Source organism: Frigoribacterium sp. Leaf164, assembly GCF_001423665.1.
GTDB classification, from domain to species: domain Bacteria; phylum Actinomycetota; class Actinomycetes; order Actinomycetales; family Microbacteriaceae; genus Frigoribacterium; species Frigoribacterium endophyticum.
Map to the genome: position 1 here is coordinate 1417104 of NZ_LMOX01000003.1, position 19586 is coordinate 1436689.

Sequence of the window (19586 nt, forward strand, 5' to 3'; positions counted from 1 at the left end):
CCGACCTTGGTGATGCGCTTGCGGGTGAAGGCGTTCATGATCAGGTCCTTTTCTGTGGTTCCCGGTGGGGTGCAAGGGATTCGCCACCGGGACCGACACGGATTGGTCCCGCTCGTCGCTCTCAGGAGACGGTCAGGTGCGGCAGTCCGCACCGCACCCGGCACCGCCTCAGAGGCCGGGCCCGCCGTAGACCCGGAGCGCCCCGGGCGCGACCTCGACCGTGACGGGCAGCGCGCCGATCCGCTCGCCGTCGGCGTAGGCGACGACGTCGTCCGACTCGATCACCACCCGTCGGGCCCGGTGGACGTGCACCCGCGGGTCGTCGAGGTGCGTCCCGGCGGCGACCCGCGCGAACAGCCGCACGAACTGAAGCCGGGTGAGCCGCTCGACGACGAGCACGTCGAGCAGCCCGTCGTCGAGCCGCGCGTGCGGCAGCACCCGCATGCCGCCGCCGAACGACTGGCCGTTGCCGACGCTGACCAGGGTGCCCCGCACCTCCGACGCGACGCCGTCGATCTCCAGCCGGTAAGCGAGGTGGCGCAACGCGAGCAGCTCGAGCGCGAGCGCCAGGTCGTAGCGTCGACGGCCCCTCGGCCAGCGCAGGCGGTTCGCGCGCTCGTTGACGACGGCGTCGAAGCCGGCCGAGAGCATGCAGCCGAACCAGGTCGACTCGTCGCCGCGGGTCACCCGGCCGGCGTCGATCACGGTCGCGGGCTGCTCGAGGCGGTGGACGAGGAGGCGCGTGGCGGCCGCCACGTCGTCGTGGGGCAGCCCGAGGGCCCGGGCCATGTCGTTGCCGGTGCCGGTCGGCACGACCCCCAGCCCGACCGGCGTCCCGGCCACGAGGTCGACGCCCAGGGCGACCATGCCGTCCCCGCCGACGACGACCAGGGCGTCGGCGCCCCGGTCGAGCTCGCGGCGGACGGCGTCGACGAGGGCCGCGTGCGACTCCTCCTGCAGGGGCGCCACCGTGTGGCCCGCGTCGCGGAGGGCGGCGACGACGCCGTCGCCGACCCCCCGGCGGCGGCCGGTCGAGGCGGAGGGGTTGACGGCGACCACGAGGCGGAGCGGGGGCATGCCCCTGATCATGGCACCGCACCTCCCGCGGGCCAGCGCGCCGTGCGCGGCCCCCGGCCCACCTGGCATGATCGAGGGATGACGACCACGACGACGCCCGCCGCCTACGAGCCCACGATCCGCGAATCGCCGAACCGCGCGCTGGCCCTGACGATCGGCACCGTCGTGCTGCTGCTCGGCGCCGTCGGGTTCTTCGCAGAAGACATGGGGTCGTTCGTCAGCACCGAGGGCGCGCCCCTCGGGCCCTGGAACGTGAACCCCGCCCTGATCGTCATCTGGGTGCTGACCGGTGCCGCGCTCATCATCGCCGGTGCCTCGGGCCGTGCCGCCGCCCGCTCGATCAACCTCGCGGTGGGCCTGCTCTTCGTCGTCTTCGGCGTCGCCGGGTTCCTGGTGCGCGACACCGAGGCGAACTACCTCGCGCTCAACCTCGGCGACGACGTCACGCACCTCGTCGCCGGCGCGCTGCTCGTGCTGACCGCGGTCGGCGCCGAGCGTCGTCGCCGCCGCTGAGCCGCAGCTCCCGGCGGGGCCGCCGCTAGGGCGCACGTTCACGGCGGACTCCAGGGCGCGGCCCTGGCCGACCCGCGCCTCCCCGGCTATGGTTAGGCTCACCTAACCGGCCTCGTGCCGGGTCGCCGACCGGATCGGAGGTGGGAGCGATGTCCGTCGTCATCCCCTTCTCGCAGGCCCTCCGTGAGCGCACCTCGGCCAGCGCCTCCGGCGTCGACGCGGGCTGCTCGTTCATGACCGACCTGATGACCGGCCGCGGCACCCGCGACGACTACGTGCAGATGCTCGCGCAGCACCACTTCGTCTACGAGGCCCTGGAGCGCGTCGCCGAGCGGTGGGCGGGCGACTCCGTCGCCCGGCCGTTCCTGTCGCCGGCGCTGACGCGGCTGCCCGCGATCCGCGCCGACCTCGAGTTCCTCCTGGGCGAGGGGTGGAGGCGCCGCATCGAGCCTCTGCCCGTGACGGCCCGGTACGTGGCCCGCATCGAGAGCGCCTCCGCGTGGGTGGGCGGGTTCATCGCGCACCACTACACGCGCTACCTCGGCGACCTGTCGGGGTGCCAGATCATCCGCACGCTGATGCAGCGCCAGTTCGGCTTCGAGACGAACGGCGTCGGGTTCTTCCTCTTCGCCGAGATCGCCCGCCCGAAGGAGTTCAAGGGCACCTACCGTCAGCAGCTCGACGCGGTCGACTGGACCGCCGACGAGCGCGAGCGCGTGATCGACGAGGTCGTGGTCGCCTACCGCTTCAGCACCGAGCTCTTCGTCGAGCTCGCCGCCGCGAAGGCCGCCGCCGCCGCGTAGCGCGCCGGCGCCCCTCCTCGCTCACGAACCCCGTTCTCGCACGGGAACCCGGCCGCGGCGGGGTTCCCGTGCGAGAACGGGGTGCCGCGCGGGAGCGAGGTGCCGTGCGGGAGCGGGGTGCCGTGCGGGAGCGGGGTGCCGCGCGGGAGCGGGGTGCCGCGCGGGTGCGCGCGGGCGTGCGCAGGCGCGGGCGCCCGCGCGACGCGACGCGCTACGCGGTCGCGGCGTCCTCGGCGGCGCGGATCGCGGGCACGCGCGTCGACTGGCTCATGAAGCGCCGCACGTCGAGGTCGACGATGATGTCGGCCGGCCGCAGCGGCCGCGTCAGGTAGAGGCCCTCGAGGGTCGTGATGCGGCTCAGCGCGACGTAGGTCTGCCCCGCGCTGAACACCCGCGACCCGAGGTCGACGACCGCGCTGTCGTACGTCTTGCCCTGCGACTTGTGGATCGTCACGGCCCACGCCAGCCGCAGCGGGAACTGCGTGAACTCCGCCACGACGTCCTTCTTCAGCTGCTTCGTCGTCGCCGACCACGAGTACGCGAACTTCTCCCACACCGCCGGCTGCACCTCGTGCTCCTCGCCGTCGACCTCGACGAAGACCGTGTCTCGCACCTTCGTCACCGTGCCGGTCGTGCCGTTCACCCAGCGCTGGTCGGGGTCGTTGCGCAGGAACATCACCCGGGCCCCCGGCTTCAGCTCGAGCGCGTCGTCGGCGGGGTAGGCCCGGCCGCCGAACTCGCCGCTCACCTCGGCGCGCGCCGTCAGCACGCGCCCGGGCAGCCGCTCGAGCTCGACCTTGTTGATGCGGGTCACGGTGTCGTTGCGCGTCGCGAGCGTGATCGCCGAGCCGTCGGTCGGAGCGGGCCGCGCCCCGGCCGCGTTCAGCGCCCTGGCGATCTCGGCCGTCACGCGCCCGTGCCGCACCGCGTTCAGCATCTCCTTGAAGTCGCCCGCCGTCTGCCGGTGGATGAACGCCAGCTCGTAGATGCGCAGCGAGGCCTCCTGCCAGACGTGCGCGTCGAAGAACCACATCGACCGGTAGTTGTCGCGGAAGTACGACTTCTCCTCCAGGTCGCCCGGCACCGGGGGCAGCTGGTAAGGGTCGCCGAACAGCACGACCTGCACGCCGCCGAAGGGCTCGGCGCGGCGCTGGCGCGCCTGGCGCAGCGAGCGGTCGATCGCGTCCATCAGGTCGGCGTTGACCATGGAGACCTCGTCGATGACGAGCGTGTCGATCGTGTTGAGCAGCTTGCGCAGCTCGCTCTTCTGCTCGATGTCGTGGTCGGCGATCAGGCCGATCGAGAGGCGGAAGAGCGAGTGGATCGTCTGCCCGCCGACGTTCAGCGCCGCGACCCCGGTGGGCGCGCAGATGACGATCTGCTTCGACGTGTTCCACGACAGGTGGTTGAGCAGCGTCGACTTGCCGGTGCCCGCGCGGCCCGTCACGAAGACGTTCTCGCGCGAGTTCTCGATCGCGTCGAAGACGGCCTGCTGCTCGGCGGAGAGGGCGACTGGCACGGGCGGGACGACCTTCCGGGGCACGAGGCTGATCAGGGGCGAGGGGGAGGCGCGGCGAGGCCGGGGCGACCGGCCCCGGCGACCGCGGCCGGAGCACCCAATCTACCCGCGACTCCTCTCGGGCACGGCTCGCCGTGACCTGCTCCGACCTATGCTGTGGAGATGTCTTCTGCTGTGGGGGAGAGGAGACCCGCCCTGCGCCGCTGGCCGTTCGTCGCGATCTGGGGCGGGGCCGCCCTCCTCGTCGTGATCGGGTTCGTCGTGACCGTGTCGGCGCTCAACGCGACCCTCTACGGCGCCGCCGGCTTCGCGCGCGGCTACCTCGACGCCGTCGACCGCGGCGACACCTCGAGCGCCCTCACCCTCGCGGGCGTCGAGCAGACCGACGAGCTCGAGGACTCCCTGCTCGACGTGCCCTCGCTCGGCGGCCTCGACGACGTGCACGAGGTCTCGCAGCTCTCGCTCGGCGACGGCACGCGCACGGTCACCCTCGGCTACACGCTCGACGGCGTCGAGGGGCAGTCGCAGTTCGTGCTCACCGGGGCGGGCACGCGGTTCGGCGTCTTCCAGGCCTGGCGCTTCGCGCAGCCGCCCACGGCCATCCTCAGCGTGACGCCCGAGCACGACCCCCGCTTCACGGTCGACGGCCGCGTCGTCACGACCGCCGGCGGCGACGTCGCGACGCGCTTCACGGTGCTCGCCCCCTCGCGCTTCGAGCTGTCGCACGAGAGCACCTGGCTCGAGGCGCCGACGGTCGAGGCGAGCGTGCTCGGCGTGGGCTCGACCTCGTCGGCGACCGTGGCGACCGTGGCCCGCGCCTCCTTCGCGGAGGAGCTGCAGGGCCAGCTCGACGACCAGCTCGACGACACCTGCGTCACGCAGTCGGTGCTGCTGCCCGCCGGCTGCCCGTTCGGCCGCCAGGTCGACGACCGCGTCACGAGCGACCCCGTCTGGTCGATGGTCGAGCACCCGCAGCTCGCCGTCGTGCCGTCGGCGACGCCCAGCCAGTGGCTCGTGCAGGAGACCCCCGGCACCGCCCACCTCGTCGTCGAGGCCCAGTCGCTCTTCGACGGCCGCCGCTACACGATCGACGAGGACGTCCCGTTCACCGTCAGCTACCAGATGACCATCGGCACGGACGACCAGATCACCTTCCAGTAGCGCTCCGCGGCCGGGGGGAGTCGCGGGTCGGCCGCCCGGCAGGGCTCCCGCCCCGGTCCCGGCGAACGCCCCGGGTCTGCATCGGCCGCGCTGCCATACTGTGCCGATGATCCCGGGCGACGAGCAGGCTGGCGCGCTGACGGGGGCCTCCGCGGCCCCCCGAGCAGCCGTGACGCTCGTCGACGTCGCCGCCCGCGCCGGCGTCAGCCTCAAGACCGCGTCGCGCGCCGTGAACGGCGAGCCGCACGTCGCGGAGGAGACGAGGAGGCGCGTGGTCGAGGCCGCCGACGCCCTCGGCTTCCGCCTGAACAGCATGGCCAGCATGCTGCGCCGCGGCATCCGCTCCAGCGTGGTCGGCTTCGTCACCGGCGACCTCGCCAACCCGTTCTACGCGGCGATCGCGTCCGGGATCGAGCAGGAGCTGCGGGGCCACGGCATGCAGCTCGTCGTGGCCAGCACCGACGAGGACCCGGTGCGGGAGCGCGAGCTGGTCGACGAGCTCGTTTCGCGACAGGTGCGGGCGCTCGTCGTGGTCTCGACCCGCGCCTCCCACGCGGAGCTCGCCTCGGTGCAGGAGCGCGGCGTCCGCGTCGTGCTCGTCGACCGCCCGCCGGTCGGGCTCGAGGCCGACACCGTGCTGCTCGACAGCGTCGCCGGAGCCCGCACGGCCGTCGAGCACCTGCTCGCCCACGGGCACCGACGGATCGGCTTCGTCGGCGACTTCTCGCGGCTCTCGACGCACCACGAACGGCTCACCGGCTTCGGCGAGGCGATGACCGCGGCGGGCGTCGACGACTGGCGCCGGTGGGTGCGCGAGGACCGGCACGACGCGGCCTCGGCCCGCTCGGGCGTGAGCGACCTGCTCGCGCTGCCCGAGCCTCCCACCGCCCTCTTCGCGAGCAACAACCGCGTCACGACGGGCACGCTCTCGGCGCTGCGCGGCCTCGCGGTGCCGCCGGCGCTCGTCGGCTTCGACGACTTCGACCTCGCCGACGTGCTCGGCGTGACGGTCGTCGCGCACGACACCGTCGAGATGGGGCGCCAGGCGGCGCGGCTCGCCCTCGCGGCCGGGGAGCCCCCGCGGTGCGTCGTGGTGCCGACCCGGCTCGTGCCGCGCGGCTCGGGCGAGGTCGCGCCCGGCGTCAGCTGGCGCTGACGCGCCGCGCTGCCCGCTGCCCGCCGCCCGCCGCCGCACGCCGCACGCCGCTGCCCGCACTGACGAACCACGTCCTCGCGGCCGAACCACGCCGCGGCCTGGTTCGGCGGCGAGGACGTGGTTCTTCTCCGGGGGCGCCGCGGCGCGACTCCGCGGGACGACAGAGACCCCCGTGCGGGCACGGGGGTCTCTGCGGTCAGGGTGAGCGGGGCGGCGGGACTCGCCCGCCGCCCCCGGCCGCTAGGCGTCGTCGCCGACGGCCAGCAGGTGGCGGCGCCGACGTCGCGCCGCCTCGATCGCCAGGGCGAGCGCCCCGGCCGCGAGCAGGACGCCGGCGACGAGCCCGCCGTCGACGGGCGACTCCGGCCGGCCGCCCGTGTAGGCGAGCGACCCGTCGTACGAGCCCGGACGCAGCGGGGCCACGCCGGTCGCGGACGGTGCCGTGTCGACCACCGAGAAGGCGACGCGGACGGCTGCCTGCGACGTGCCTCCCAGGGCCTCCACCTCGTGGGCACCGGTGACGGCGCCGGCCGGCACGGTGAACGAGCCGCTGACCAGGCCGTCGGCGCCCGCGGTGAGGGTGCCGAGCGCGATCGGGTCGCTGAACAGCGTCAGCGAGACGGTCTCGCCGGGCGCGAAGCCCGCGCCCTCGACCGGAACCGCCGTGCCGCGCGTGGCGGAGTCGGCGAGCACCCGCAGCGACGGCGTCCACGCGCCGGGGCCGCCGGGGTTGCCGGGGTTGCCGGGGTTCCCCGGGTTCCCGGGGTTGCCGGGGTTCCCGGGGTTCCCCGGGTTGCCGGGGTTGCCGGGGTTGCCGGGGTTGCCGGGGTTCCCCGGCTCGCCCGGCTCCTCCGGCTCGACCGGCGCCGCCGCGACCGTGACGGTGGTCGTCGCCGAGGCGCTCGACCGCCCGTCGTCGACCGTGACCGTCACCGTGTACGTGCCCGGCAGCGCCCAGGTGTGCGCTCCCGAGACGGCCCCGCCCGCGACCGTGCCCGCGGTGACGGCCGTGCCGTCGCCCCAGTTCACGGTCGCCGTGACGGCGCCGTCGGCCGCGTCGCCGACGCCGCCCGTCACCGTCGCGAGCTCGCCCGCGACCTCGACGCCCGCCGTGCCCGTGAGGCCCGCGGCCGTCCCGGTCACCACGAGGTCGGTCGGGGGCGCCAGGCGCGTGCCGTCGGTCGCCAGCGCGAACACGTGGATCCGCCCGGCGGCCCGCGGGTCGCCCGTCTGCACCGGCAGGGTCAGCGAGACCGCCGTCTTGCCGGTCGGCAGCGTGACCGGGGCCGTGGCGTAGACGCCCGCCACCGCTCCGTCCGAGCCGTTCGCCCCGTTCGTGCGACCGTCCGAGGTCGCGACGACGACGTTGCCGAACGCCGGGGTGGTGACCCCGGCCGTCCAGTCGCCGAACTCGATCGGGAAGGGCTGGGTCGAGCCGTCGTCGAAGGTCAGCGTGCCGACCGTCTGCTGGGCCCGCTCGTTCGCCGTGCCGATCACCGACAGCTGGGTGACGTCGTCGCCGAGCTCGAGCGGCAGCACCTGGCCGGCGCCGGTCGCGTTGTCGGGCTCGCCCGCCGGGATCGCCGGCAGGTCGAACGTCAGCGCGGTGCCGGGCACGGCCACCGTGGTGCCCTGCACGAAGCCCTTCTCCGCGAGCGACTGCCGCTTCAGCCCGTTCTGCAGGTAGTCGCAGTTCGCGGCCTGGCCCGGCTCGCCGAGGCAGACGCTGTCGAAGGCGCCGACCAGCGAGGGGGCGGTGCGGGTCACCACGACGTCGGCGGTGGTCGACGCCGACTCGGTGCCGTCGGTCGCCGTGACGATCGCCGTGTAGGTGCCCGGCGCGTCGAACACGTGCGCCGGGGCCGTGACGTCCCAGCCGCCGAGGGCGGTGGGCGTGAGGGCCGCGCCCTGCGGGCCCTCGCCGTCGAGCCAGTCGACCGTCGCGGTGAGCTCCTCGGGGGCGTCACCGCCGCCTCCTGCCCCGCCGGAGGCGCGGGTCACGGTCGCGACGGAGCCCGAGAACTCGGCCCCCGCCTCGCTCGTCAGGCCCGGCTTGCCGGTCAGCGTGAACTCCCCGGCGGGTGCCGTGGTGTCGGCCATCAGCTCGAGCTCGGAGAGCGTCATCGCGCGCCCGTCGGTCGTGCCGGTGGCCGTCAGCCGGTACCAGGTGAACGGCCGCGGGTCGGTGACCGTGAACGGCCTGGTCTGCAGCGCCGACGGGAAGGTCTGCGCGGCGCGCTCGTCGAGCGGCAGCCAGGTGGTGCCGTCGGTCGAGCCCTCGAGGGCCCAGCCGGTGGGCGCCGCCGAGCCGGCGGGGCCGTTCGTCAGCGTGTAGCGCGAGACCGTGACCGGCCCCGACGCCGAGCGCCAGGTGACCGCCGCGTCGGGCGCGTCGAAGGCGACCGCGGTGCGGGCCGAGTCGTCGGCGAGGCGGTCGACGACCGTCCCGTCGCTCGAGCTCAGCACGCCCTGGCCGGCCGTCGTCGCGTCGACGAGGGGCACCGGCACCTCGACGGGCTCGGGGGCGTGCGCCGCCCACGTGCTCGGCCGGGTGCCCATCGTCAGGTCGAGCACGCCGCCGGCCGCGACGTCGTCCTGGCTGAGCGAGACGGTGTCGATCGCCGCTCCGTTCAGCCGGGCCGACTGCACGTACACGGCCTCGTTCGAGTTGCCCTCGGCGCGCACCGTGAACTCGCGGCCCGACCCGAGGTGGATGGTCGCCTCGTCGAACAGCGGCGAGCCGATCGTGTACGAGTCGGTGCCCATGGCGAGCGGGTAGAAGCCGAGCGCCGAGAACAGGTACCACGACGACATCTCGCCGTTGTCCTCGTCGCCGGGGTAGCCCTGGCCGATGTCGCTGCCGACGAAGAGCCGCTGCGTGATCTCGCGGACGACGCGCTGCGTGGTCGCGGGGTCGCCGTTCGCCGCCGAGACGTAGGGGATGTGGTGCGAGACCTGGTTGCTCATGCCGAGCTGCCCGATCCGGACGTCGCGCGCCTCCAGCATCTCGTGGATGACGCCGCCGTACCCGCCGGGCTTGTCGGCGTCCTCCGGCGTGGAGTAGAACTCGGCCAGCTTGGCGTCGAGCCCGTCCGAGCCGCCGTAGAGCGCGGCCAGGCCGGCCACGTCGAACGGGGCGTGGAAGGCGAAGTTCCAGCCGTTCGTCTCCGTGTACGCGCCGCCCCACGACTCGGGGTCGAAGGTGTCGGGCGACTCGGCGAAGGTGCCGTCGGCGTTCCGGGCCTGGAAGAAGCCGACCGCGGGGTCGAACAGGTCCACGTAGTCGCGCGACCGGTCGAGCAGCCAGGCCGACTCCTCCCTCAGCTGCGCTCGCCGCGCCTCCGGGGTGGCCGGGTCGTCGGCGAGCGCCGCCGCCATGTGGCCGAGCCCGAAGTCGTTGATGTTGCCCTCGAGGCCCCACGAGACGCTCTCGCCGGTGCTCGCCGGCGTGTAGCCGAGGAAGAGCGACTGGTCGAGGCCCTTCCGGCCGACGCCGCTCTCGGTGGGCTGCACCGACGCGTTCTTGAGCGCGGCGTCGTAGGCCTCGAGCGCGAGGTCGCCGCTGACGGCGCCCTTCAGGTAGGAGTCGGCGAACGCGACGTCCGAGCTGGTGCCGGTCATGAGGTCGGCGTAGCCGGGGCTCGACCAGCGCGCGATCCAGCCGGAGTCGCGGTACTGCTGCACGAAGCCGTCCATGAGCTCGCTCGCGACCTCCGGGTAGAGCATCGAGTAGGCGGGCCAGACGGTGCGGTAGGTGTCCCAGAAGCCGTTGTTGACGTAGATCTTGCCGGCCTTCACCTGCGCGTTCGTCGTCGTGTCCGTCGCCGCGCCCTCCTTCGGCGCGACGGGGCTGGCGTACCGGTAGTCGGGCACCGAGGCCGTGCCGGTGTTCTCGAACTGCGAGTTCGGGTACATGTTGAGGCGGTAGAGGCTGCCGTAGAGCGTGGCGAGCTGGTCGTCGCGCGCCCCCTCGACGGTGATGACGCCGAGGCGGTCGTTCCAGAGCTGCTCGGCGGCGCCGCGCACCTCGTCGAAGCTGCGGCCGGTGACCTCGAGGTCGAGGTTGCGCGTGGCCTGCGCGGCCGAGATGAACGACGTGGCGAGGCGCAGCTCGACGACGCCGGCGGGGCTGTCGCCGCTCGGCGCCGTGGCGTCGAACGAGGCGTAGCGGGCACCGTCGCGGTCGCCCGCCGCGGTGCCGACCGAGGTCGGCGTGCGGTCGAACGTGCCGGAGACGAACATGCGGCTGGCGCCGGCCGAGAGGCCGGAGCCGTTCTCGACCCAGCCGCTGACGCGGCCGTCGGCCGACACCGTGAGGCCCGAGCTGCCGGCGACGCGGTCGACGATGACGCTGCCGGCCCGGGTGGTGCTGCCGGGGTCGGTGCCCGCGGTCTCGGGGAAGGCGAAGCGCAGCACGGCGCCGTGGTCGGTCGGCGTGACGGCGGCCTCGAGGCCGCTCGTGGTGGCGACGCTGTAGAGGTCCGGTCGCGCGACCTCGGCCCCGTGGTCGAACTGGAGGGCCCGGGTGGCGAGCGAGGCGTCGGGCGCCCCCGCGCCTCCCGCACCCGCGACGGTGGTCGACGGGAGGATGGCGAGCTGGTTCCGGTCGCCCATCCACGGGCTCGGCTCGTGCGAGACGCCGAGGCCCTGCAGGCGGGGGAGGTTCTGCGCGTCGTTGCCGCGGGCGTAGTCGTACAGCCACGACTGGCTCGACGCGTTCGTCATCGGCGTCCAGAAGTTGAAGCCGTTCGGCACGGTGGCCGCCGGGACGTTGTTGCCGCGCGAGAAGCCGCCGGTCGCGTTGGTGCCGCGACGCGTGTCGACGTGCGCGACGAGGCTGCTGCCGTCGACGCGGGCGGGCGCCGGGTCGAGGTCGAGGTCGTCGACCCAGCCCTGGAAGCGCGTGTCGGCCGTGCCGCCGTCGTTGTCGTAGGTGAACAGCACGCGCTCGACGGTCTGGCCGGCCAGGTCGCCCAGGGGCACCTGCACCGAGTTCCACTGGTCGGCGTAGAGGATCTTCGCGGCGCCCTGGTCGGCGGCGGAGGTGCCGCCGCCCTGGCCGTCGACGACGCCGTCGGCCGCGCTGACGAGCGAGCCGTCGCTGAGCTGCAGGTCGACGGCGGCGTAGGTGGCCGGGTACTGCAGGTCGCCGCCGAGCTCGGGGAAGACCTTGTACGAGAAGACGGTGTCGTCGCCGATGAGCAGGTCGAGGTCGTCGTAGAGCACGTTCGTGGCACGGGCGGGGCCGTCGGTCGCGTGCTCGCCGGCGTATCGCAGAGAGCGGGTGCCGCTGAAGCCGGCGCCCGGCTTCATGTTCGGGCCGCTGACCGGGCCGGTGCCGACGACGGTCACCATCGGGCCGGCCGGAGGCGCGGTGTCGGTCCCGTCGCCCAGGCTCCAGTCCGCGAGCTGGGTCAGCCCCGCACCGGCGTTGGCCGTGATGTCGAGGCGGTACGCGTCGTAGGCCCCGGGCGTGGTGACGGCGTACTCGTTCGTGGCTCCGCGGCTCGCGAAGGAGATGCCGGTGAGGGCGGTGATCGGGGTCCAGGTGGCTCCGCCGTCGGCCGAGCCCTGCAGGGTCACGTCGCGGGGGTCGCGGGTGGGGGCGTCGCCGCCGCTGGTGAGCGAGAACTCGGCCGCGGTCTGCGGCGAGTCGAGCAGGTAGGTGATCGACGCGGTGCGCTCGAAGGCGAGCCACTTGCTCGCCGCGTTGCCGTCGGTGAGGTTGATCGCGACCTCGCCGGGGGCGTTCTCGGCGGTGGCGGTGACCTCGGTCACGTGGCCGAGCAGGCTGCCGGCGGGGAGGCCGGTCGAGCCGGAGACGTTCTCGCTCGGGGCGACCGAGGCCGACCCGGGGTCGACGTCGGTGAGGGGCGTGCTGGCGAGCGGCTGCGCGTCGGCGGCCTCGAAGCTCGTGCGCCAGTCGCTGCCCGCGACCGCGGCGGCGCGGGCGTCTCCGCCGCGGGCGTCACCGGAGCTGCCGGAGCCGCCGGAGCCGCCCGGTGCGGCGGCCGCGGGGCCGGCGCCGGTGAGGGCGCCCGTGACGGCCAGGGCGATCGCGGTGGTGATCACCCCCGCCCGTCGTGCCTGCTGCTTCGCGGAACTCCGCCTCCAGCTCGCGCCCCTGCGCTGCTGCTCGTCCGTGCGGACACGACCTGACGCCATCGTCACTCTCCTGCTGTCGACCCGTGATCGGGGGTGCGGCGGCCCGGGGGCCTGCCGCCGGCCGCTGGTACGGCCGAGCACGACGACGACGCCTGTCATCGATGACAGCGTTGTCATGCACGTGTTCTTTCTACCCCCGCCCGGGGGTGGTGGTCAAGGCCGGCGGCGCGTGCCGTTGCCGCCCGGCGCCGCTCGAACCGCAGCACGCGCCTCGGCCGCGGGTGCGCTCGCCGCGGCGGCGCCCAGCCCCCGTCGCGCACGGCACGGGGCCATCGAGGTGCCTCGTCCTGGGACCTCACGTGCGTCGGGGCCCCAGATGGAGTCGTCTCGTCGTGGCAGCAGGCTCGCGCTGCTCGTGTCGCCGCCTGACGCACCACGTCTTCGCAGCTGAACCAGGCCGCGGCGTGGTTCGCCGGCGAGGACGTGGTGCCTCCCGCGCTGCACTCCCGCGCCGCACCTCGCCCGGCGTCGGTTGCACCCGCTACCGTCGCCCCATGGTCAGCGTCGCCGACAAGCCCGCCCTGCACCTCACCGAGCCGCAGTGGGTGCACTACCTCGAGACGGTCGCCCACCCCGACGGCGTCCGGCTCCTGCTGCGCAAGAAGTCCTCCGCCCGGGTCGGCATGACCTGGTCGGAGGCCCTCGACGTCGCGCTCTGCCACGGCTGGATCGACGGCCAGTCCCAGCGCGTCGACGACGACTTCCTGCTGACGGCCTTCCAGCCGCGGCGCCGTGCGAGCCCGTGGTCGCAGGTCAACCGCGACCACGTCGCGCGCCTCGTCGCGGAGGGGCGGATGCTCCCCGCGGGCCAGGCCGAGGTCGACCGTGCGAAGGCCGACGGCCGGTGGGAGGCGGCCTACCGTCAGAAGGACGCGGTCGCCCCGCCCGACCTCCAGGCCGCCCTCGACGCCGACCCCGCGGCCGCCGCGCACTGGGCGACGCTCACGAAGACCGTGCGCTTCCGGACCTACTTCCGCCTCGCGGCCCTCAAGCGCCCCGAGACCCGCGCCGCGCGCGTCGCCGACGTGGTCGCCGCCGCCGCCCGCGGCGAGCAGCACTACCGCTGACGCGCCCGCCCCGCGCCTCGCCTCGCGCGCCCGCCCCGCGCCTCGCCTCGCGCGCCCGCGCAGACGACGAACCCCGTCCTCGCACGGCAACCCCGCCGCGGCGGGGTTCGAGTGCGAGGACGGGGTGTCGGGAGCTCGGCGCAGGCGGCCGGGCCGGCCCCGGGGGGCCGACCCGCGCCTCCTACCGGCGGCGCCGTTTGCTGTACACGTCGAACGCGACGGCCAGCAGCAGCACGAGCCCCTTGATGACCTGCTGCCAGGCGGCGTCGACCGAGAGGATCGACAGCCCCTGGTTCAGCACGCCCATCACGAGCCCGCCGATGACGGCCCCGACGACGGTGCCGATGCCGCCCTGCACGGCCGCGCCGCCGATGAACACCGCGGCGATCGCGTCGAGCTCGAAGCTCTGGCCGGCCGAGGCGACGGCGCTGCCGGCACGGGCGGTGCTGACGACGCCGGCGAGCCCGGCGAGCAGGCCCATGTTGACGAAGATGCCGAAGGTGACCCACTTCGTCTTGACGCCCGACATCATCGCGGCGAACAGGTTGCCGCCCATGGCGTAGACGTGGCGGCCGAACACGGTCCGCGTCAGCAGGAACGAGTACAGCAGCACCAGCGTCGCCAGGATGATGAGGATGATCGGCGTCCCGCGGTTGTACGCCAGCAGGTAGCAGAGGTACATGATCGCGGCGACGGCGATGGCGATCTTCAGCACGAACGACACCGCGCGCTCGCGGGGCAGCTCGAGGCGGCGGAGGTTCGCGCGGGCCCGCAGCTGCTGGGCGATCAGGCCCGCCGAGGCGAGCAGCCCGATGCCGAGCGTGAACAGGTCGGGCTGGCCCGTGGTCGGCAGGGTGCCCGAGCCGATCGAGTTGAACGCGCGGGGCAGGCCGCTGATCGTGCCGCCGGTGAGCAGCACGAGGGCGACGCCGCGGAAGACGAGCATGCCGGCGAGCGTGACGATGAACGCCGGGATCCCGACGAACGCGACCCAGAAGCCCTGCCACGCGCCGATCAGCGCGCCGACGAGCAGCGAGAGCGCGACGGCGGCGCCCCAGGGCAGGCCCCAGTCGTTCATGGCGAGCGCGGCGACGGCGCCGACGGTCGCGACGACCGAGCCGACCGAGAGGTCGATGTGCCCGGCGATGATGACGATCACCATGCCGATCGCGAGGATCAGCACGTAGGCGTTCTGCTGGATGAGGTTGCTGACGTTGCCGGGGTAGAGCAGCCGGCCCTCGGTCAGCACCTGGAAGAGCAGCACGATCACCAGCAGCGCGGCGAGGATGCCGTACTGGCGCATGTCGATCCGGAGGCGGCGCTTGGCGCCCGGCACCGGCGCGGGTGCCGGCGGCGGAGCGGAGGGGCGAGGAGGTGCGGTGGTGGTCACGAGGCTTCTGCTCCTAGGGTCCTGGTCGCGGTCATGTGGCGCATCAGCTCTTCCTGGCTGGCGTCGGCGCGCGAGAGCTCGGCCGTGAGGCGGCCCTCGGCGATGGTGTAGATCCGGTCGGAGAGGCCGATCAGCTCGGGCAGCTCGCTCGAGATGACGATGACGGCCTTCCCCTGGGCCGCCATCTCGGCGATGATCCCGTAGATCTCGTACTTGGCCCCGACGTCGATGCCCCGGGTGGGCTCGTCGAGGATGAGCACGTCGGGGCCCGAGTAGATCCACTTGCTCAGGACGACCTTCTGCTGGTTGCCGCCCGACAGGTTGCCGACGATCGCCGAGACCGTGGGGGTCTTGATGTTCATCTGCTTCCGGTAGTCGTCGGCCACGGCGTACTCGCGGTTGCGGTCGATGACGCCGAGCTTGGCGAGCTTGCCGAGGGCGGCGGCCGAGACGTTCACCGTGATGCTGCCGATGAGGTTCAGGCCGTAGCGCTTGCGGTCCTCCGTGACGTAGGCGATGCCGTTCTTGATCGCCTCGCCGACGGTGCGGGTCTGGATCTCCTTGCCGTCCTTGTAGACGCGGCCCGAGATGTCGGTGCCGTACGACCGGCCGAAGAGGCTCATCGCCAGCTCGGTGCGCCCGGCGCCCATCAGGCCGGCGAAGCCGACGACCTCGCCCGCCCGCACGTGGAACGACGCGTGGTCGACGACGAGCCGCTCGGAGTCGACCGGGTGGTGCACGGTCCAGTCCTCGACGCGCAGCTTCTCGGCGCCGATGTCGGGCACCCGCGGCGGGAACTGGCTGTCGAGCGGGCGCCCGACCATCGCTCGGATGATGCGGGTCTCGATCTCGGGGGTGTCGACGACGGGGAACGACTCGATGGTCTTGCCGTCGCGGATGACCGTGACGGTGTCGGCGATCGCCCGGATCTCGCCGAGCTTGTGGCTGATGATGATCGACGTGATGCCCTGCTCGCGCAGCTGGTCGATCAGGCCGAGCAGGTGGGCCGAGTCGTCGTCGTTGAGGGCCGCGGTCGGCTCGTCGAGGATGAGGAGCTTCACCTCCTTCGAGAGCGCCTTCGCGATCTCGACGAGCTGCTGCTTGCCGACTCCGAGCTCGAGCACCTTGGTGACCGGGCTCTCGGCGAGGCCGACCCGCGCGAGCAGCTTCGAGGCCTCGAGGTTGGTGCGGTTCCAGTCGATGACCCCGGCGCGCTGCACCTCGTTGCCGAGGAAGATGTTCTCGGCGATGGAGAGGAACGGGCTGAGCGCGAGCTCCTGGTGGATGATCACCACGCCGTCGCGCTCGGAGTCGTTGATGGACGAGTAGCGGACGGGACTGCCGTCGATCTCGATCGTGCCGTCGAAGCTGCCGTGCGGGTAGACGCCCGAGAGCACCTTCATCAGGGTCGACTTGCCGGCCCCGTTCTCGCCGCAGACCGCGTGCACCTCGCCGCGCTGCACGCTCACCGAGACGCCGTCGAGGGCCCGGACGGCGCCGAACTCCTTGACGATGTCGGTCATCTGCAGGATGACGTCGTTCATGTCTTCTCGCTTCGGGTCGAGGGAGCCGGCGGCGGCCCCGAGGGGCCGCCGCCGGCTGCCGGGGGTGGGGTCAGAGACCGACGTCGGAGGCGTCGACGAAGCCCGAGTCGACGAGCGTGCCCTGCACGTCGTCCTTGGTGACGACCACCGGGTCGAGCAGGTACGCGGGGACGACCTTCTCGCCGTTGTCGTACGTGTCGGTGTCGTTCGTCTCGACCTCGTCGCCCGCGACGATGGCCGCCACCATCGCCTGCACCTGGGTGCCGAGCTCGCGGGTGTCCTTCCAGACGGTCATCGACTGCTGGTCGGCGAGGATCGCCTTGACGTTGGCGACGTCGGCGTCCTGGCCGGTGATGATCGGCCAGTCCGAGCCCGGCTGGTAGCCGGCGGCGTCGAGGGAGGCCTCGATGCCGAGCGCGAGGCTGTCGTTCGGCGACAGGACCACGTCGACCTTCTCGCCGCCCGTGTAGAACGACTGCAGCCGGTTGTCCATCTCGGCCTGGGCGTCGTCCGAGCCCCAGCCGAGGATGCCGATGGCCTTCCAGCCGTCGTCATCGGCGGGGGCCTTGCCGCTCGGCACGACGAGCGCGCCGCTCTCGACGTAGGGCTGCAGGACGTCCCACGCGCCGGCGAAGAAGAAGCCGGCGTTGTTGTCGTCGGGGCTGCCGGCGAACGGCTCCATCGTGAAGGGGCCCTTCTCGCCGTCGGCGAGGCCGAGCTGCTCCTCGATGTACTGGCCCTGCAGCTGGCCGACCTTGTAGTTGTCGAAGGTGGCGTAGTAGTCGACGGCCTCGGTGCCGTTGATCAGGCGGTCGTAGGCGATGACGGTGGCGTCCTGCGACTTCGCGTCCTCGAGCGCCGGGCCGAGGGTCTGCCCGTCGATGGCGGCGACGACGAGGATCTTCGCGCCCCCGGCGACCTGGTTCTGGATCTGGCTGATCTGCTGGTCGGTCTTGTTGTCGGCGTACTGCAGGTCGACGGTGCAGCCGTCGCCCTCGAGCTTCTCCTTGAGGCCCTCGCCGTCGTTGATCCAGCGCTCGAGGCTGCGGGTGGGCATGCTGATGCCGACGTTGCAGTCGGTGCCCGAGGCGTCGTCGCCGCCGCCGGAGGAGCCGGAGGAGCCGGCGGGCGCGCAGGCCGCGAGGCCGGCGACGAGGCCGACGGTGAGGGCCGCGACGGAGAGCTTCCGTGCTGTGGTCATGGTGCGGATCCTTTCGATGGGATCTGCCCGGGCGGCGCCGCCCGGACGCGTCGTCGATGACGGCGTGCCGTGCGGTGGTGCGTCGTGGCCGGACCAGATCGAGCGGGTACTTCGCTGTAGGGCTCGAACCGACGTGGGTGGCGTCGGGGTATTTGTTGGCTCTCGGAACATATACGGGCCCCGATCGTCGGCGCAAGGGCCTCGGAGACCGTTACCGGATCGAGATGAGCCGGGCTCACCGCGGCTATGCTCGCCGTCGTGCCCGCCGACGTGCCCCTCGCTGCCGACCCGACCACCGCCTCCGCCCGGCCCCGCGCGACGCCGGTGCTGCCGGGCTTCCACCCCGACCCGAGCGTCTGCCGGGCGCCCGGCGACGACGTGGTCTGGCTCGCGACGTCGACCTTCGAGTACTGGCCCTCCGTCGCGCTCTCCTCCTCGACCGACCTGCTGACCTGGGAGGCGCGGGGCTCCGTCGTCACCCGCCCCGGCGCCCTGGACCTGGCCGGCGTGCCCGACAGCGGCGGGGCCTACGCGCCCACGCTGCGGCACGGCCTCGGTCGGTGGTGGCTCGTCAGCACGGTGGTCGGCGGCGACCGGCCGGGGTCGTTCGCCTGCACGGCCGACGACCCGGCCGGCCCGTGGTCCGACCCGGTCGTCGTCGAGGGGGCCGAGGGCATCGACCCGGCGCTGTTCTTCGAGGCGCGGCCGGGCGGCCGGCGCGACCGCGTCTGGTGGCTCGGCACGCGCCTCCGCGACCCCGGCTCGTACGAGGGCGAGACCGAGATCTGGCTGCGCGAGCTCGACCCCGACACGCTGCGGCTGACGGGGCCCGAGCACGTCGTCTGGACGGCCGCGCAGCGCGGCGCCGTCTGGAGCGAGGGGCCGCACCTGGTCGAGCGCGACGGCTGGTTCCACCTCGTCACCGCCGAGGGCGGCACCGAGCGGGCGCACGCCGTCGTCGCCGCCCGCTCGCGCGCCGTCACCGGGCCGTACGAGGTCGACCCGCGGGGCCCGCTGCTCACGCACCGGCACCTCGGGCAGGGGCACCCGGTCGTCGCCGTCGGCCACGCCGACCTCGTCGAGCTGCCCGACGGCGAGTGGCGCGCCACCGTGCTCGGCATGCGCCCGGTCGGCGGCCACACGGTGCTCGGCCGCGAGACCTTCCTCGCCCGGGTCACGTGGGAGGACGACCGCCCCGTCGTCAACGCCGGCGTCGGCCAGCTCGACGACGCGGTCGTCGGGCACGGGCCCCGGGTGCCGGAGGCGCGGGTCGACGGCCTGAGGGGCTCCCGGCCCCTCGACGCGGCGTGGCTCTCGGTGCGCGGGGCGCCCTCGTTCGCGGTGCCTGGCTCCGACGGCCTGGTGCTCGACGGCGCCGGCGCCGCCCGCCTGCACGACTCGACCGGCGTGCCCGCGTTCGTCGGGGCGCGGCAGCGCGACCACCACGAGACGCTCGAGCTGGCCGTCACGGCGCGGCCGGGAACGGGCGGAGCGGCGGGCCTCGTCGTGCGGCAGTCCGGGGCGGCCGACCTCCGCGTCGAGGTCGTGCGCGGGCTCGACGGCGACGGCCTCCGCGTGCGCATCGTGGCGCGCGAGACCGGCGTCGACCGCGAGATCGCCGGCGCCACGGTGGAGGAGACCGGCTCGGGTGGTGTCGAGATGCTGCTCCGCGCCTCCTGCCGGGGCGACGCCTACGACCTCGTCGCGCTCGTCGTCGACCCCGCGGGCGGGCCGCCGGCGGAGCTGCTGCGGGCCCGGGCGGAGGCGCGGGTCGTCAGCACCGAGACGGCCGGCGGGTTCGTCGGCGTGGTCTGGGGCGCCGCGGTCGACGGGCCCGGTCAGCTCGTGCTGCACCGCGCCTCCCGCGCCGTCCGCTGACCGGGCCGTCCGCTCCGGGCGCTCGCGGTCGCGGAAGTGGGCAGACCTCAGGTTGGACAAATCGTCAGCCGTTGCGCATGATGACCTCGCCGCCGATCGCACAGTCGTGCAC

12 protein-coding genes are annotated in these 19586 nt (G+C 73.8%); 6 read left to right on the forward strand and 6 right to left on the reverse strand.

Annotated features, from left to right (window positions below):
• Window positions 1-168: 168 nt before the first annotated feature.
• Entirely contained in the window at window positions 169-1077 is a 909-nt protein-coding gene (locus ASF82_RS14670; protein ID WP_056059286.1) for a diacylglycerol kinase family protein, read from the reverse strand.
• 78 nt (window positions 1078-1155) lie between these two features.
• Between ASF82_RS14670 and ASF82_RS14675 the strand changes: the two genes are divergently transcribed.
• Both ASF82_RS14675 and ASF82_RS14680 read left to right on the forward strand, forming a co-directional pair.
• The gene (locus ASF82_RS14675) at window positions 1156-1590 is read left to right on the forward strand and encodes a DUF4383 domain-containing protein (protein WP_082514681.1); all 435 of its coding nucleotides are present in this window, start codon (window positions 1156-1158) and stop codon (window positions 1588-1590) included.
• A gap of 149 nt (window positions 1591-1739) precedes the next feature.
• Window positions 1740-2393, forward strand: a complete 654-nt coding sequence (locus ASF82_RS14680; RefSeq protein WP_056058575.1) for a heme oxygenase (biliverdin-producing) — start codon at window positions 1740-1742, stop codon at window positions 2391-2393.
• A gap of 211 nt (window positions 2394-2604) precedes the next feature.
• Here the strand turns inward: ASF82_RS14680 and ASF82_RS14685 are convergent, their stop codons facing one another.
• On the reverse strand, window positions 2605-3912 hold the full coding sequence (locus ASF82_RS14685; RefSeq protein ID WP_056058578.1) for an ATP-dependent RecD-like DNA helicase: 1308 nt from the start codon (window positions 3910-3912) through the stop codon (window positions 2605-2607).
• A 162-nt stretch (window positions 3913-4074) separates the two neighbouring features.
• Here ASF82_RS14685 and ASF82_RS14690 point away from each other — a divergent pair, with 162 nt between their 5' ends.
• A complete protein-coding gene (locus ASF82_RS14690; RefSeq protein ID WP_156370193.1) occupies window positions 4075-5073 on the forward strand; it encodes a hypothetical protein in 999 nt (332 codons plus the stop codon).
• 106 nt (window positions 5074-5179) lie between these two features.
• Complete coding sequence (locus ASF82_RS14695; RefSeq protein ID WP_082514682.1) at window positions 5180-6229, forward strand: LacI family DNA-binding transcriptional regulator; 1050 nt, start codon at window positions 5180-5182, stop codon at window positions 6227-6229.
• Between the two features lie 240 nt (window positions 6230-6469).
• Here ASF82_RS14695 and ASF82_RS14700 read toward each other — a convergent pair whose 3' ends face one another.
• The gene (locus ASF82_RS14700; RefSeq protein ID WP_200932006.1) at window positions 6470-12301 is read right to left on the reverse strand and encodes a GH92 family glycosyl hydrolase; all 5832 of its coding nucleotides are present in this window, start codon (window positions 12299-12301) and stop codon (window positions 6470-6472) included.
• Between the two features lie 587 nt (window positions 12302-12888).
• On the opposite strand from ASF82_RS14700, the gene ASF82_RS14705 reads away from it, so the two are divergent.
• Window positions 12889-13461, forward strand: a complete 573-nt coding sequence (locus ASF82_RS14705; RefSeq protein ID WP_056058584.1) for a YdeI family protein — start codon at window positions 12889-12891, stop codon at window positions 13459-13461.
• Window positions 13462-13642: 181 nt separating this feature from the next.
• Here the strand turns inward: ASF82_RS14705 and mmsB are convergent, their stop codons facing one another.
• The 3 genes from mmsB to chvE form a co-directional block, all read right to left on the reverse strand.
• A complete protein-coding gene (gene mmsB / locus ASF82_RS14710) occupies window positions 13643-14764 on the reverse strand; it encodes a multiple monosaccharide ABC transporter permease (protein ID WP_208381079.1) in 1122 nt (373 codons plus the stop codon).
• 83 nt (window positions 14765-14847) lie between these two features.
• Complete coding sequence (gene mmsA / locus ASF82_RS14715; protein ID WP_056058591.1) at window positions 14848-16395, reverse strand: multiple monosaccharide ABC transporter ATP-binding protein; 1548 nt, start codon at window positions 16393-16395, stop codon at window positions 14848-14850.
• A gap of 70 nt (window positions 16396-16465) precedes the next feature.
• The gene (chvE, locus tag ASF82_RS14720) at window positions 16466-17596 is read right to left on the reverse strand and encodes a multiple monosaccharide ABC transporter substrate-binding protein (RefSeq protein WP_056058593.1); all 1131 of its coding nucleotides are present in this window, start codon (window positions 17594-17596) and stop codon (window positions 16466-16468) included.
• Window positions 17597-17854: 258 nt separating this feature from the next.
• Here chvE and ASF82_RS14725 point away from each other — a divergent pair, with 258 nt between their 5' ends.
• Complete coding sequence (locus tag ASF82_RS14725; protein WP_162240282.1) at window positions 17855-19474, forward strand: glycoside hydrolase family 43 protein; 1620 nt, start codon at window positions 17855-17857, stop codon at window positions 19472-19474.
• Window positions 19475-19586 lie beyond the last annotated feature (112 nt).